The organism is Nocardia aurea (assembly GCF_003123685.1).
GTDB classification, from domain to species: domain Bacteria; phylum Actinomycetota; class Actinomycetes; order Mycobacteriales; family Mycobacteriaceae; genus Nocardia; species Nocardia aurea.
On sequence record NZ_QCYJ01000084.1, the window covers coordinates 754,686 to 769,697 of the forward strand.

Below are 15,012 nucleotides of genomic sequence, written 5' to 3' on the forward strand. Positions count from 1 at the left end.
AACGATGTTCGAATGGTCCGAAACCGATGTGATGATCCGCGATGCCGTGCGGACCTTCGTCGACAAGGAGGTCCGTCCCCATCTCGACGCGCTCGACAGCGGTGAGATGACGCCGTATCCGATCATCCGGAAACTGTTCGGACAGTTCGGCATCGACGCCGTCGCGGGTGAGGCGATCGAGAAATCGCTTGCCCGGGAACAGGCGAGGGCCGAAGCGGTCGCGGCCGGTGAGCCCGCGCCGGAGAAGAGTAAATCCTCCGGCGCGAGCCCTTTCGCGGGGCAGGAATCCATGATGGCGGTGTTGATCGGCGAATTGTCGGGCGTCTGTATGGGTTTGGTGACCGCGATGGGTGTCTCGATCGGACTGGGCGCCACCACCATCATGTCGCGCGGGACGCTCGCCCAGAAACAGCGTTGGCTCGCCGATATCGTGACCATGCGCAAGGTCGCGGCGTGGGCCATCACCGAACCGGATTCCGGATCGGACGCTTTCGGCGGGATGAAATCCTATGTCCGGCGCGACGGTGACGACTACATCCTCAACGGACAGAAGACGTTCATCACCAACGGTCCCTTCGCCGACGTCGTGGTCGTCTACGCCAAACTCGACGAGGGCGACGGCGCCGACAAACGTGACCGCAAGGTGCTCACCTTCGTCCTCGACGCCGGGATGACGGGTTTCACACAGGGCAAACCGTTCAAGAAGATGGGGCTGCACTCCTCGCCGACCGGGGAACTGTTCTTCGACGATGTGCGCCTGGGCCGTGACCGGCTGCTCGGTGAGACCGAGGAACATCGCGGCGGCGACGGCCGCGACAGCGCCCGCTCCAGTTTCACCGCCGAACGGATCGGCGTCGGTTTCATGGCGCTCGGCATCATCAACGAATGCCATCGCCTGTGCCTGGAGTACGCGAAGAGCCGCAAACTCTGGGGACAGGAGATCGGGCGATTCCAGCTGGTCCAGTTGAAACTGGCGAAGATGGAGGTCGCGCGGATCAACGTGCAGAACATGGTCTTCAACGTGCTGGAGCGGGGGCGCGCGGGTAAACCGCCGAGCCTGGCCGAAGCGTCGGCGATCAAGCTGTACGCCTCCGAGGCCGCGACGGAAGTGGCCATGGAGGCCGTCCAGTTGTTCGGTGGTAACGGCTACATGACCGAATACCGGGTCGAGCAGCTCGCCCGCGACGCCAAATCTCTCATGATCTACGCGGGCAGCAACGAGATCCAGGTGACCCACATCGCCAAGGGGCTGCTCGCGCAATAGGCGCGGGAACCGGGTGCGGCGCGCACCGCACCCGGACCGGTCAGACCGCGCGTAGCCGGGTGCGGCTGGCGTAGACGTGTTCGGCGATCAGCGTGGCCATCCGGTCCGGGGCCTCCAGCATCGGGACGTGCCCGACCCCGTTGACGAGGATGCGGTCGGCCGAGTCGGGCAGTTCCCGCAGGAAACGGCGAGCGTAGACGCGGTTGGGGATGATGTGGTCGTATTCGGCGAGCAGCAGCCGCACCGGCGTGGTCAGGGTGGACAGATCCTCCAGCGCGGGCGCGCGCAGACCGCCGAGAAGCATCGGGATCATCGCGTCGCAGTGCAGGGCCGCGGTGATGGCCGCCGTGGCCTCGCGACGGGACACCGAGGCGGCGCTGCGGCCGAGCAGCAGGCTCGCGAAACCCTGGACCACCGGATTCCCGGCGGCGAAATCGCCGATCAGCTTGCCGAATTCGACCAGCGGCACCAGCGACAGGAATTTGATCCCGACCCGGATCTGGGTCAGCGAGGGCGAATTCCAGCCGCCGGCGGGCGCGATCAGGGTGAGGGTGCGGGCCCGGCCGCGCCTGGCCAATTCGACACCCACCCAGCCGCCGAGCGAATTGCCCGCGATATGACAAGTGCGCCAACCGAGTTCGTCGAGCTGTCGTTCGACCCGATCGGCCAGGACGTGCACGTTCATCGCCGGGCCGTCGGGCGCCTCGGCGCCCCAGTGCCCCGCGAAGGCCGGGGCGAAGACCTCGCACTGCCCGGCGAGGCGGGCCGCGGTCTGCTCCCAGCAGTGCGGCGACAACATGAAGCCGTGCAGCAGGAGCAACGGGTCACCCGAACCCATGTGCAGGGCTTTTGTCGGTTTCGGCCTGGTGTCGGGTTTCCGGACGGAGCGTTTCGCCGTGGTCGCGCGTTTCGCGGTGACGGCGCGCGTAGCGGGGGCCAGGGGCTTGGAGGCTTCGGACGTCATCGTCGTCACCCCTTCCTGGACTGCGATGTCCGGCAGAGTATGTCTGACCTGCATTGTACGGTCGTCCAGTTGTTTGTGACAGCGTTTCCCGCCACGACCGGTCCGGCGCCGGGCTCCGGGCGACGGTCCTGTGGGAGTGGGGCGCATGGTGGGCGCTGTACCGTCGTCACGTGCCCTACATCATCTCGACCGTCAACGTCAACGGCATCCGCGCTGCTACGGGCAAGACCGGCAAAGGGATGCTCGAATGGCTGGCCACCACCGAGGCCGACATCGTCTGTGTCCAGGAGACCCGCGCCACCGACGCCCAGACGCGCGCCGCGCTCGCCTCGGTCCTCGACGCGGGCTGGTACCTAGCGCACGCCGAACCGGGTCTCAAGGGCAGGGCCGGGGTCGGGATCCTGTCGCGGCGCGAACCGTCGGCGGTCCGGATCGGTTTCGGCAGTACGGAATTCGACGGCGCGGCCCGCTACATCGAGGCCGATTTCGAGGAGTTGACCGTCGCCAGCGTGTACGTGCACACCGGCGAGGCGGATACGCCGATGCAGGACGAGAAGTACCGGTTCCTCGGACAGCTCGGGGAGCACCTGACTTCGCGGGCACAGGATTTCGTGATCTGCGGCGACTGGAACGTCGCCCATACCGAACTCGACATCAAGAACTGGAAGGGCAATGTGAAGAATTCGGGTTTCCTGCCGGGCGAGCGCGCCTGGATCGACGGGATACTCGCGGCGGGCTACGTCGACACGGTGCGTGCCCTGCACCCCGGCGTGCCGGGTCCCTACAGCTGGTGGACCTACCGCGGTCGCGCCTACGACAACGACGTCGGCTGGAGGATCGATTACCACCTGGCGCGCGGTGAGGTGGCGGCACGGGCCAAACAGGCGATCGTGGAACGCGCGCCGACCTACGCCCTGCGCTGGTCCGATCACGCCCCGGTGACGGTGCAGTACCGATGAAACTCGACCCCAAGGTGATGCGCCTGCTGAGCGCGCTCGTCGCGCTGGCGGTGGTGGCGCTCGTCGCCGTGCTGGCCGGGCGCGGCGGCGAGACCGGCGGTACCGATTCGACCGCGAGGAACACCGCCGTCGCCTCGCTGTCCCCGACGACCACCCGCGCCGCCGCCTCTCCCGTGGCCTCACCCGCCTCGTCCGCCGCCCCCGCGCGAGTGGCGGGCGTTCCGGAGCGCGCGTACGAGACCCTGGTCGAGATCGACGCGGGACGCTGGCCGGATTCGGCGAACGCGCCGGGTACCAAGGGCGGCGAGCAATGGATGAATCGCGGCGGCGACCTGCCGCGCGCCGATGCCGACGGCCGCGCCGTCAGCTATCGGGAATGGGATGTGAACCCCAAGCAACGCAACAGATCCCGCGACGCCGAACGCATCGTCACCGGCAGCGACGGATCCGCTTGGTACACCGGTGACCACTACACGACTTTCACGAGGATGCGCTGATGAACAAACCGGTTCCGTTGTCGCAGTTCCTTGCCCGTCCCGTCGCGCTCGGCGCGGCGCCGATGGTCGCGGCCGTCTCCAAGGCGAGCGGTCCGGCGCTCGGCGCGCTCAGCGTCGACGCGGCCGAGTTGAGCAGTCTGCGTTCTCGCGCGCCCAGCGGCTATCAGGTGCGGGAGTTGCGCTCCGCGAAGATGCGCGGTCTCACCGGACTGTTCGACGAATTCGCCGCCGCGTTCCAGTTCCCGTACTACTTCGGCGCCAACAAGGACGCCTTCGACGAATGTCTGCGTGACCTGGACGATTTCATCGGCAAGGCGCCCGGCTACATCGTGGTGCTCCGCACCTCGGACGAACTGCTCGCCGACGCACCGCGCGAGCGGGAATGGTTCACCACCGCGATGCGTGACTGCGCCGACTACTGGGCCAGACGCGAGGTCGCCTTCCGCGTGATCTTCCAGGGCAAACCCGCTCCGCCCCGGATCGCGCCGCTCAGCCTCGACTGAGCCGCCGCTCGGGAAAACCGCCGTTCGGGAAAGCCGCCGCCGAGGACGTCCTCGGCGGCGGTTCCGTCAGCCCGGTCGCCCCGCGAGATCCTCGCCGAGCAGGACGAAGACGTCGGTGGTGTGGTCGATCAACTCCTCGCGGGTCATGGGAAGATCGCCTTGGAGCCAGGCGGTGAGGGTCTGCACCAGCCCGCCGACCAGGTAGGTGGCGCGGAAATCGATCACCGGCGCGGGGGCGGCCGTCCCGTAGAAGTCGATGCCCTGCGCGGCGACCAGCCTCGCGAAGATCCGGACGGTCTCGGTGGTCCTCGCCCGCAGTTCGGGGGTGGCCTGGCCCGCGATCACGGCGACCTTCGCTTTGCGCGGATCGTCGGTGAGCACGCGGATGCCCGCCGTGATCGCGGCGTGGGCCTTGGCGCGTGAGTCGTCGGGAGCCGCGTGCAGCGCTTCGATGATCGCGACGGCCAATTCCTCCGCGATCCGATCGATCAGTGCCGTCAACACGGCCTCGCGGCTGTCGAAACTCTCGTAGTAGTAGCGCTCGTTCAGTCCCGCCTGCGCGCACAGCCCGGACACGGTGAGTTTGGCGAGGCCGTGCTCGCCGATCAGCGCCAGGGCCGCGTCCAGCAGGGCGGTGCGCCGCAGGGTCCGGCGCTCGTCCGCGGAGATGCCGCCGTAGGCCCGCTGCGCTGTCACGGTTCGATTCTGGCACGGTCCCGATTCTGGCAGAGACTATTGCCAGAATGGGATATCTGGGGGATTCTATTGCCAGATACGCGTGACCAGGAGGCTCCCATGTCCGACCCCGGCTATTTCTCCGAACGTTCGATGGCTCGACGGGTCATGAGCAAGCGCGCGGTCGGCCTCACCTACGGGCAGCGGGCCCTGGTCATCGGCGCGGTGCATCCGCTGCTCTACGTCGGCACCGCCGAGAACACCGAGCATCGGATGACCCCGTACACCCGGCTCGCCCTCACCGGAAAACTGTTCGAGGCGGTCTTCCTCGGCAGCAAGCAGGAAGCCGACCGGGCGCTGGCGTTCACCACGAAGAAGCACGCGAAGGTCACCGGCGCGCTCCCCGAGGACGCGGGCGCGCGCCACCCGGCGGGCATCGGCTACTCCGCGCTCGATCCGCACCTGATGTTCATGACCATGGCCTTCACCTTCGACTCGGCCGAAGTGATGTACGACCTGCTGGTGCGGACCATGACCGACGGCGAGCGCGAGGACCTCTACCGCGACTACGTGCGCTGGGCCGAACTGTTCGGCATGCCCGCGGACGCCGCCCCGGCGACCTACGCGGGCTTCCGCCGGTACTTCGACGGTTATCTGGCCTCGGACGAACTGTTCCTCACCGACGAGGCGCGCCTGGTCGGCTCCTACCTCGCGGGCGAGAAGGTGGCGTACCGGCAGTCGGCGCCGATACACCAGCTGACCTCGGCGTTCTATCTGCTGGTGCGCGGCAGCCTGCCGCCGCGCATCCGCGAGTTGTACGGCATGGGCTGGAGCGCGGCCGATCAACTCGGCTATCGCATCCTCGCCACCGGCATCCGGGCCGCGCACATCCGCCCGCCGCTGGTGCCGCCGGTGCTGCGCGGCACGCTGGCCGGGCCGAGCGCGCCCGCCTACACGCTGGTCTCGCGCCGCGAACACGAACTCGCGCGCACCGGGCGTCCGAGTATGCCCGGTGTGGAGCCGCGCACCCGGGCGGCGCGAAATTCCGCTTGAGCGGCATGGAAGGATTGGCGGTATGTCCAGTCCTGCGCACACCCCGGCCGCAGAACGCAAGCAGCGTGTCCTGTCCGGGATCCAGCCGACCAGCGAATCGTTCCACCTCGGTAACTATCTCGGCGCGCTGCAGTACTGGGTGACGATGCAGGACGATTACGACGCGCTGTACTTCATCCCGGATATGCACGCCATCACGGTGCCGCAGGATCCCAAGCAGCTCAGGGCGCGTACCAAGGCATCGGCGGCCCAGTTGCTCGCGCTCGGCATCGACCCGAAGAAATCGACGCTGTTCGTGCAGAGCCAGGTGCCCGAGCACGCCGAGCTGTCCTGGGTGCTCAGCTGTATCACCGGTTTCGGCGAGGCGAGCCGGATGACGCAGTTCAAGGACAAGTCGGTCAAACAGGGCGCGGACAACGCGACCGTCGGCCTGTTCACCTATCCGGTGCTGATGGCCGCCGACATCCTGCTCTACCGCCCGCATCAGGTGCCCGTCGGCGAGGACCAGCGCCAGCACCTCGAACTCACCCGAAATCTGGCCCAGCGCTTCAACACCCGCTTCAAGAAGACGTTCGTGGTGCCGGAGGCCCATATCGTCAAGGGCACGGCCAAGATCTACGACCTACAGGATCCGACGGCGAAGATGAGCAAATCCGCGTCGACGGACGCGGGACTGATCAACCTGCTCGACGACCCCAAGGTGACGGCGAAGAAGATCCGATCCGCCGTCACCGACACCGAGCGCGAGATCCGCTACGACCCGGAGGCCAAACCGGGCGTCAGCAATCTGCTGGTGATCCTCGGCTCGTTGACCGGTGCGCCGATCGTCACGCTGGAACAGGATTACGCCGGAAAGGGTTACGGCGACCTGAAATCCGACGTCGCCGACGCGCTGGTCGAATTTGTCACGCCGTTGCGTGCGAAGGTGGAAGAGTATCTGGCGGATCAGGGCGAACTCGATCGCATCCTCGCCGGGGGCGCCGAGCGGGCGAGGGAGATCGCGAGCAACACCCTCGCGCAGGTCTACGAACGGGTCGGCTTCCTGGCTCGCTGACGCGGCGGTACCCGCGAGGTTTCGGTTCGAAGGGGCTGGACAGTGCAGGTGATCGACAAAAGCAAGGCCTGGGTGGAGCGTCGCGTCCAGGCGCGTCCGTGGCTCGATCACATGATCCGGGCGGGCGGGCGCTATCAGCGTCAGCGTGGTGACTACTACGCGGCAGGCATCACGTATTTCACGGTGCTGTCGCTGTTCCCGCTGCTGATGGTCGCGTTCGCGGTCGCGGGTTTCATCCTGTCCAGCCACCCGAGCCTGCTCGTGGAGATGCAGGAGAAGATCGTCGAGAACATTCCGGGTTCGCTCGGCGAGCAGATCAACGAGCTGATCGATCAGGCCATCAAATCGCGCGGCACCGTCGGCCTGCTCGGTCTGCTCGGCGCCGCCTACGCCGGACTGGGCTGGATGGCGAATCTGCGGGCCGCCCTCACCGAACAGTGGGACCAGAAGACGCAGGAACCCAACTGGTTCATGAGCAAACTCTCGGATCTGGGCGCGCTGGTAGGACTCGGGCTCGCCTTCGTCATCTCGTTCGGGCTCTCCGCGCTCGGGTCGAGCACACTCGGCTCGGAAGTGCTGCGATCACTCGGCCTCGCGGATCTGCCCGGCGCGCGTTTCCTGCTCGCTCTCGCCTCCATCGTGCTCGCCCTGCTGGCGACCTGGGCGGTGTTCGCCTGGATCATCGCCAGGCTGCCGCGCGAACCCGTCACGCTCAAGAGCGCGGCGCGGGCGGCCCTGCTCGCGGCGGTGGCCTTCGAGGCGTTCAAATTCGTCGCCTCGATCTACCTCCAGATCGTGCTGCGCAGTCCGGCGGGCGCCACCTTCGGCTCGATCATCGGCCTGATGGTCTTCAGCTACGTCACCTACCGCATCATCCTGTTCGCGACCGCGTGGGCCGCCACCGCCCGCGACAACCTCCACGAAGCCGAAACCCCCGTGCCCGCGCCCGCCGTCATCAGACCGCGTGTGAGCGGTCCGGGCGCGTCCCCCGGGACCGCGGTCGCCTTCGGCGCGGGTGCGCTCGCGGCCTTGGCGTTGAGCCAGGTGCGCCGGTTCTCCGGGCGACGCTGAAGGTCTCGGGGATGTGCCCTTCCGAGGCCGACTCGCGCTCCTTCAGGTGCTCGGTGGCGGTGCCCGGTCTGCCGGTGCCGCTGTGCTCGGTCCCGCCACCGGTCGTGCCGAGAGCGGTTCGTGCGCTCAGTGTGGTTGCTGTCGCACGGGGCGGCTCTGTGCTCAGCGGCCGTACGCGGCCGTGCCGGTGCGGCTGTGCGCTCGGTGGCGGCACGGGTGGTGCCGGGGCAGGGCGTGTGGTCGGCGGCGGTCGCGTCGGGGGCGGCTCTGTGCTCAGCGGCGGTAGCGGTCGCGTCGGGGGCGGCTGGTGCGGCGGGCGCCGACGAGTAGGGCCAGGACCAGGACGACGCCGCCGACCAGCAGCAGTGTCTTCGTGGTCGACCGGTGGGCTTCGCCGTGGGGTTCGGCCTGCGTCACGGCGTCGTCGGAGGACGGCGGCGGCGGCGGCGGGGTGGCGAGGGGAGGGGCGTCCTTGGGCACGATGCGTTCGGGGGAGGGGAGCGTGCCGACCCGGGCGCCGCTCGGGAGCGCGAAACCGTAGTCGAGCAGGCGTGCGGCCTGCTCCCACGGGCGGATCGGTTTCACGTCGGCCTGGAGCAGGGTCACCGTCAGTCGGCGGCCGCCGCGCTGGGCCGCGGCCACGAAGGTCTGGCGCGCGTCGTCGGTGAAACCGGTCTTGCCGCCGAGTGCGCCGTCGTAGTTGTAGAGCAGCTGGTTGTCGTTGCCGATGGGGAAGCCGGGGTGGTCGGTGTCGTCGGGATTCTTCGGATCCTTGGGGAATCCGGGGAAGTCGACCTGTTCGGTGTGGATCAGTTCGGCGAACAGGGGGATGGACATGGCCTCGCGGAACAGTGCCGACAGGTCGTAGGCCGAGGTACTCATCCCAGGACCGTCGAGTCCGGACGGTGTAGCGGCACGAGTATCCAAGGCGGACAGCGATTTCGCGAGATTGTTCATCTTCGTCACGGCCGCTTCGTCGCCGCCGAGCTGGGCCGCGACGGCATGGGCGGCGTCGTTGCCCGACGCCATGATGAGCGCCTGCATCAGCTGGAGATTGGTGTAGCGGCCACCGGGTCCGATGCCGACCCTGGTGCCGTCGACGTCGGCGTCGGCCTGGGTACCGATCACGGTCTTGTTCAGGTCGAGTGTGCGCAGTGCCACGGTCGCCAGCAGCACCTTGATGGTGCTCGCGGGCCGATAGCGGCCGTGCGGATCCTTGGCGGCGAGCACTTCGCCGGTGTCGAGATCGGAAACCATCCACGAGGTCGCCGAAATCTCTTCCGGCGCAACGGGTGCGCCCTTGGGCAGCACGACGCCGCATTCACCCATCCGAGCACCGCCGATGGGGGTGGCAGGGACAGCGAGCGCGCTCGGCGTCGGTTTTCCCGGCGCGGGCACTTCGGATTCGTCGATGGGAGCGGGCGGGCGTGTCTTCTGCGGGCAGGTATCGGTATTGGGCGTGGTGAACGGCGTGCTCGTCGTACTGCTCGACGGCTGGGCGTGCGACGACGCGATCGAGGCGAACCCCGGCACCGCCACCGCGAGTAGCGCGGAACCGAGGCAGAGGGTGGCGAGGAGGCGAAAATCCCGAAATTTCATCGGCTCAGAGCCTATCGGTCGCCCTCGTCCGATGCCGGTGCGCACGGTCACGCCCGGCGGGGCGCGATCGAGGGGTGCGAGAGAGTTCGCGGGCACATATTGACATACTATCTCAAATGAGAGTTACTATCAAAATATAGTAACCATCGGAAAAGGGTGCGATATGAAGACGGATTCCGCTCGGCGCTGGCTGGCGCTCGGCGCACTCGCGCTGGCGATGCTCACCATCGGACTCGACATGACGGTTCTGACGGTCGCGCTGCCGACGCTCGCGGTCGACCTGAACGCGAACAACGGTGCGCTGCAATGGTTCAGCTCCGCCTACACGCTCGCGCTGGCGGCCGTCATGCTGCCCGCGGGGGCGCTGGGTGACCGGTACGGACGCAAGAAGATCCTGCTCGCGGCGCTGATCCTGTTCGGGGTGGCCTCGCTGGCGTGCGCGTTCGCCACGTCATCAGGTCAGCTCATCGCGGCTCGCGTGGTGCTCGGCATCGCGGCGGCGGCCATGATGCCGCTGTCCATGGCGGTGCTTCCGGTGCTGTTCCCCGATTCCGGGGAGCGGGCGCGGGCCATGTCGATCTGGGTGACATCGACCGCGATCGGACTGCCGCTGGGCCCGATCCTCGGCGGATGGTTGATCGACAACTTCTGGTGGGGTTCGGTATTCCTGATCAACGTCCCGATGGTGGTCGTCGGCGCGCTCGCGGTCGCCGCGCTCGTCCCGGAATCGCGCAACCCGGATCGGCGTCCACTCGATCCGATCGGCGCGCTGCTGTCGATGGCCGGAATGCTCGGCCTCACCTACGGATTCATCCGATTCGGGGACAGGGGCTGGGGCGATGTCGCGGCGTTGGCCGTCCTCGCCGCGGGGGTCGCGGCGCTCGGGGCGTTCCTGCTGTGGCAGCGCCGCGCGGCGTTCCCGCTCGTCGATCTGGCGCTGTTCCGCGCACCCGGCTTCCGCTGGGGCGCGGTGTTCACCGTCCTGATCACCTTCGGCATGTTCGGCTTGTTCTTCACCGTGCCGCAGTACTACCAGTCGGTCCTCGGCACCGACGCGCTCGGCAGCGGCGTGCGACTGCTGCCGCTGATCGGTGGGCTGGTCGTCGGCACGCGCCTGTGTGACAGGCTGCTGCCGAGGCTGGGGGCGGGTCCGCTTGTCACCTCGGGCCTGGTGACGCTCGCGATCGGTCTCGGCCTCGGCGCGCTGACCACCGCGGGCAGCCCGTACTGGTACGGCGCGCTGTGGATCGCGCTCACCGGCGCGGGCATGGGTATCGCGATGCCGGTCGGCATGGCCGTCGCCATCGATGACCTGGAGGTGGCGCGCGCCGGGATGGGCTCGGCGCTGTTGCAGGCCATGCGCCAGGCGGCGGGCACCATCGCGGTGGCGTTGCTCGGCACCGTGTCGGCGACCGTCTACCGCCACGAATTGGGCACGCTGGACGTCGATCCGATTCGCGACAGCGTGAATTCCGGTGTGGCGGCGGCGAAGGCGTCGGGTGATCCGGCGGTGCTGGAGCAGGTGCAAGCGGCCTTCGTCGGCGGCATGGACGCCATGCTGTGGGTGTGCGCCGCGATCTGCGCGGTGGCGGTACCGCTGGCGATCCGGGTGCTGCCCAGAGGCCGTGCGACGCTAACGGAAGCGAAGGTTGCCGTCGATACGCCAGAATCGACACATGTCGGTTGACTCACCCGGTGACGGGACCGCGGCGCAGGCCCTGCCGGAGACGCAGGGCCTGCGCGAGCGGAAGAAGGAACGCACTCGTCGCTCGATCAGGTCGGAGGCGTTCCGACTCTTCCGTGAGCAGGGCTACAACGAGACGACCGTCGAACAGATCGCGCAGGTGGCGGAGGTCTCGCCGAGCACTTTCTTCCGCTACTTCCCGTCCAAGGAACAGTTGGTGGTCACCGACGACCTCGATCCACTGTTGATCGAGGCGATCCGCAGGCAACCGCGCGACGCCCCACCGCTGACGGCGTTCCGCGAGGCGGTGGTCACGGTCTTCTCGAATCTGTCCGGTGAGGAGCTGGCGTTCGAACAGGAACGCCAGGCGCTGCTGTACCACGTCCCGGATCTGCGCGCGGCCGTCACCAGGGAGTTCGAGCGCAACATCGATCTCATCTGCGGCCTGCTCGCCGAACATCTCCATCGTGACGAAGCCGATTTCGAGGTGCGCGTCACGGCGGGCGCCGTCGCGGGATGCATTCTCGCCATCACCAAAATGGTTCCGATGAACCCGGAGAACATCAGCCGAGCGCTGACGTTCATGGAAGCGGGCTTTCCCCTGCGCGGCGAAAACTGAACTCCGGGAAGGGGGCTCGCGCCCGCTCTCGAACTACTCGGCCTTCGGGCCGGTGACCGGGCAGCCGTGGGCCAGCGGGCCGAGCAGCGTGCTGTTGTCGTAGAAGTGCTCGAGTTCGAGAATGCGCAGGTCCTCGCTGACCCTGGCGATGGTGACGCCGAACATCTCGATCAGCTCGCCGGTGGGCTGATGTTCGCGGTACGGGCCTTCGTACTTGCCCCAGTGCCGCCAGCGGAAGGTGACGTTCGGCGGGCCCGCCATCACTTCCAGCACCTCCCAGAAGAACCCGCCGGGCATGGCGGTGTGGAAGATGTGGTGCGAACTCTCGAAGGACTCGTTCGCGCCGTCGTAGTAGGGATTGTCGCCGATCAGGATGTTGTAGCTGCCGATCCTGGCGAATTCCTCGGCGTCCTGCCACTGGCCGCCGTTCACGCGCCCGCGGTAGTGCTCGGCCACCAGCGACACCCAGGTCGCCGGATCCTTCTTGTGCGAGATCTCCATCTCGAACACCCGGACCAGATCTTCGACGATCGCCTCGAGCGAACCCGGCGCGTGATCGGTGGTGCGCTCACGCGGCACGGTGATTTCGGTCAGGTGGTAGTCCGGCGCCTCTTCGCGCCAGTCCTCGGGTGCGGCCGCCGCGACCACGGCGTTCCGGCCTTGCAGCCACAGCGGTGTGGCCGCTTCTTCCTGCGTCGAATCGGTTGTATCAACTGTCATTTCGTTCTCGTCCCGTAGGCTGTGTCGGACGCGAAAGACCGTAACAGCCGACCGGTCGGTTGTCATCACGAGGGATAGCGCAGGGCTCGACGTAAGTTATTGCGCAACTGGGACATTGGCGTGAGTGGGCAGGTGGCGGGCGCGCAGCGGAGTTTCGTCGTCCATGGACTCGAAGAACGCGCCGATGACATCCTCGATCTCCGACATCGATTCCGCGCAGAACAGAATCGGTTGATAATGCGTGATGTCGTAGACGCCGGTGCCCATGGCGAACACGTCGAGCGGACGCAGTTCGGCCCTGCGGAATTCGTCGATCTCCCCGTAGGAGGAGAGCAGTCCCGCTCCGTAGCAGCGGATTTCGCCGTGCTCGCGCAGCACGCCGAATTCGAGGGAGAACCAGAAGACATCGGCGAGGAATTTCAGCGCCGCGTCGGTCCGCAACCGGGCGACCGCCGCGCCGGCCGCTTCGTAGATCGCGGCGAAGCGGGGACTGGCGAGCTGGGTGGCATGGCCGATGATCTCGTGGATCGCATCGGGTTCCGGGGTGTAGAGCGGGGCCGAGTGATGGCGGATGTACTGGGTCGAATGGAAGATCCGGTCGGCGAAGGAGCCGAAGAACTCGCGCAACGGCACCAGCCCCGCGGCGGGCACGTAGCGAAAACCGGTCAGCGGCGTCAGCGCGGCGGAGATCTCGTCCAGTTGCGGTATGTGGTCGGTGGGCAGCGCGAGACGCCGGGCCGCCGCGAGCACCTCCGCGGACGCGAGGCCGCGATGTTTGCGCGCGAGTTCGATCGAGACCGTCCGCCACACCTGTTCCTCGGCCTCGGTGTAGGCGATTCTCGGGGTGGGCGCGCCCGGGGTGTATTCCAGCGCGCACGCCGCGATCGCGTTGCGGCGTGCGCGGTACGCCGGATCGTGCACGCCGGGATGCTCGGTGCTCAGGTGCACCGTCACATCGCCGTCACCGGTCCGCGTCACCGGCGAATACAGCTGGGCCTCGGTGAACATATCTCGATGCAAGCACCGCGTGGCCGATCCGACAACGAACCCACGCGCGACTGCGCAGATTGCCTAGCTGATTGTGATTCATCGTGCCCGATCCGAGACGTGGGCCCGCACACGGTTGCGAATCCGGCCGGTTCGTCGTCGAGTCTCCGACCAGGAACACCCGGACGCGATATCCGACGGGGTTCGGAATTTGCGAAGGTTGCGTGGCCGCCGTGCGTCGCCGACGCCCACTGTCTGAGCCATTTGCCACGTATGAGCGGGCCGGATGCCGCAAGATGACGACAGCACGAAGGAGGGCGCATGGAATGCGTGCGGGTCGATCTCGACCAGAAATTGTTGGCCGCTGCCGCCGCCATAATGGGGACATCCAACAGCAATGCCACCGTCAACGAGGCGCTGCGTCGGATCGTGGTGCACGAGCGCCAACTCCATCATCTGGAACGGTTGGCCTCGGGGGCGCTGAGCGCACTGTCGGGAGCGGAGATCGTCACCGTGGCAGGCGGTTAGTCTGTCGGTGCCCGCTGGCATGATTCGAGCCCACCAACGCATTCGAGGGGGCTGCGCATGTCGGTACCGATCGCGAATCTGCCTTTCGGCCAGCGGCCGAGGGAGCGACTGCTCACCCTCGGCCCGCGGGTACTGAGCGACAGCGAACTCCTCGCCCTGCTGCTCGGGCACGGCAGGCGCGGGGAGAGCGCGTTGGACATGGCCGCCGAGTTGCTGGCCGAGCACGGCGGAATCGCCGGACTCGCCGCCGCCAGGCCCGAGGAATTGGCCAGGCGGGCCGGTGTTGGACCCGCCAAGGCCGCGGCGATCGCGGCCGCCTTCCAACTCGGTACCAGGGTGCGCCACAGTATCGACCTCGCGCCGCGCCTGGAGAGCGCCGCCGATGTGGTCGGCGTCGCGGGCCCACTGTTCGCCGGTGAACGGGTGGAACGGCTACTCGTGCTCGTCTGCGATACCCAGCACCGGCTCAGACAGAAGGTTTTCGTCGCCGAGGGCGCGATCGATCACGTGGCCGTCCCGGTGCGCGAGATCCTGAACACCGTGCTGCGCCACGACGGACGTGCCTTCGCGATCGTGCACAACCACCCCTCCGGCGACCCCGCGCCCAGCCTCGACGATCGCCGCGCCACCAGTCTGCTGGTGGAGGCCGCGCGCACCGTCGGGCTGCGTTTCCTCGATCACGTGGTGGTGGCGGGGCAGGACTGGGCACGGGCCGCGCCGCTGCCGCACGGCGGCGATTGAGCCGACGGTCCGCGCCCGCGATCGCGCGAGGCGTACGGGCCGATGTTCGCCCGCCGTCCCGCCCTGCGCATACTTTGTGCGGAGATCTCACGGA

16 protein-coding genes are annotated in these 15,012 nt (G+C 67.7%); 11 read left to right on the forward strand and 5 right to left on the reverse strand.

What is annotated here, in order from left to right; translation table 11 throughout:
* Window positions 1-4: 4 nt before the first annotated feature.
* Window positions 5-1,264, forward strand: coding sequence for an acyl-CoA dehydrogenase family protein (locus DAT37_RS16390; protein ID WP_109525535.1), 1,260 nt, complete (start codon window positions 5-7; stop codon window positions 1,262-1,264).
* Between the two features lie 40 nt (window positions 1,265-1,304).
* On the opposite strand, the gene DAT37_RS16395 is transcribed toward DAT37_RS16390, so the two are convergent.
* A complete protein-coding gene (locus tag DAT37_RS16395) occupies window positions 1,305-2,228 on the reverse strand; it encodes an alpha/beta fold hydrolase (RefSeq protein WP_109525536.1) in 924 nt (307 codons plus the stop codon).
* Window positions 2,229-2,398: 170 nt separating this feature from the next.
* On the opposite strand from DAT37_RS16395, the gene DAT37_RS16400 reads away from it, so the two are divergent.
* The 3 genes from DAT37_RS16400 to DAT37_RS16410 are packed head-to-tail and all read left to right on the forward strand — an operon-like array spanning window position 2,399 to window position 4,187.
* The gene (locus DAT37_RS16400; protein ID WP_109525537.1) at window positions 2,399-3,187 is read left to right on the forward strand and encodes an exodeoxyribonuclease III; all 789 of its coding nucleotides are present in this window, start codon (window positions 2,399-2,401) and stop codon (window positions 3,185-3,187) included.
* On the forward strand, window positions 3,184-3,684 hold the full coding sequence (locus tag DAT37_RS16405) for a ribonuclease domain-containing protein (RefSeq protein ID WP_109525538.1): 501 nt from the start codon (window positions 3,184-3,186) through the stop codon (window positions 3,682-3,684). Before DAT37_RS16400 ends, DAT37_RS16405 begins: the two co-directional genes overlap by 4 nt.
* Complete coding sequence (locus DAT37_RS16410) at window positions 3,684-4,187, forward strand: barstar family protein (RefSeq protein WP_109525539.1); 504 nt, start codon at window positions 3,684-3,686, stop codon at window positions 4,185-4,187. The genes DAT37_RS16405 and DAT37_RS16410 overlap by 1 nt, the downstream gene beginning before the upstream one ends.
* 66 nt (window positions 4,188-4,253) lie before the next feature.
* Here the strand turns inward: DAT37_RS16410 and DAT37_RS16415 are convergent, their stop codons facing one another.
* Window positions 4,254-4,883, reverse strand: coding sequence for a TetR/AcrR family transcriptional regulator (locus DAT37_RS16415; protein ID WP_109525540.1), 630 nt, complete (start codon window positions 4,881-4,883; stop codon window positions 4,254-4,256).
* Between the two features lie 99 nt (window positions 4,884-4,982).
* Here DAT37_RS16415 and DAT37_RS16420 point away from each other — a divergent pair, with 99 nt between their 5' ends.
* Genes DAT37_RS16420 through yhjD form a run of 3 tightly spaced genes read left to right on the forward strand, consistent with a single transcriptional unit; the run spans window position 4,983 to window position 8,040 of the window.
* Entirely contained in the window at window positions 4,983-5,915 is a 933-nt protein-coding gene (locus DAT37_RS16420) for an oxygenase MpaB family protein (RefSeq protein WP_109525541.1), read from the forward strand.
* A 22-nt stretch (window positions 5,916-5,937) separates the two neighbouring features.
* On the forward strand, window positions 5,938-6,969 hold the full coding sequence (gene trpS / locus DAT37_RS16425) for a tryptophan--tRNA ligase (protein ID WP_109525542.1): 1,032 nt from the start codon (window positions 5,938-5,940) through the stop codon (window positions 6,967-6,969).
* Between the two features lie 42 nt (window positions 6,970-7,011).
* Window positions 7,012-8,040, forward strand: coding sequence for an inner membrane protein YhjD (gene yhjD / locus DAT37_RS16430; protein WP_198654280.1), 1,029 nt, complete (start codon window positions 7,012-7,014; stop codon window positions 8,038-8,040).
* A 273-nt stretch (window positions 8,041-8,313) separates the two neighbouring features.
* Here yhjD and DAT37_RS16435 read toward each other — a convergent pair whose 3' ends face one another.
* Entirely contained in the window at window positions 8,314-9,639 is a 1,326-nt protein-coding gene (locus tag DAT37_RS16435; RefSeq protein ID WP_109525543.1) for a D-alanyl-D-alanine carboxypeptidase family protein, read from the reverse strand.
* A gap of 163 nt (window positions 9,640-9,802) precedes the next feature.
* Between DAT37_RS16435 and DAT37_RS16440 the strand changes: the two genes are divergently transcribed.
* Window positions 9,803-11,326, forward strand: coding sequence for an MFS transporter (locus tag DAT37_RS16440; RefSeq protein WP_109525544.1), 1,524 nt, complete (start codon window positions 9,803-9,805; stop codon window positions 11,324-11,326).
* A complete protein-coding gene (locus DAT37_RS16445; protein WP_109525545.1) occupies window positions 11,316-11,942 on the forward strand; it encodes a TetR family transcriptional regulator in 627 nt (208 codons plus the stop codon). The genes DAT37_RS16440 and DAT37_RS16445 overlap by 11 nt, the downstream gene beginning before the upstream one ends.
* A gap of 33 nt (window positions 11,943-11,975) precedes the next feature.
* On the opposite strand, the gene DAT37_RS16450 is transcribed toward DAT37_RS16445, so the two are convergent.
* On the reverse strand, window positions 11,976-12,662 hold the full coding sequence (locus DAT37_RS16450) for a nuclear transport factor 2 family protein (RefSeq protein ID WP_109525546.1): 687 nt from the start codon (window positions 12,660-12,662) through the stop codon (window positions 11,976-11,978).
* A 96-nt stretch (window positions 12,663-12,758) separates the two neighbouring features.
* Window positions 12,759-13,670, reverse strand: a complete 912-nt coding sequence (locus DAT37_RS16455) for a phenylalanine 4-monooxygenase (protein ID WP_109525547.1) — start codon at window positions 13,668-13,670, stop codon at window positions 12,759-12,761.
* A 300-nt stretch (window positions 13,671-13,970) separates the two neighbouring features.
* Between DAT37_RS16455 and DAT37_RS16460 the strand changes: the two genes are divergently transcribed.
* Entirely contained in the window at window positions 13,971-14,177 is a 207-nt protein-coding gene (locus tag DAT37_RS16460; RefSeq protein ID WP_109525548.1) for a type II toxin-antitoxin system VapB family antitoxin, read from the forward strand.
* Window positions 14,178-14,234: 57 nt separating this feature from the next.
* A complete protein-coding gene (locus DAT37_RS16465) occupies window positions 14,235-14,918 on the forward strand; it encodes a JAB domain-containing protein (RefSeq protein WP_109525549.1) in 684 nt (227 codons plus the stop codon).
* Window positions 14,919-15,012: the final 94 nt, after the last annotated feature.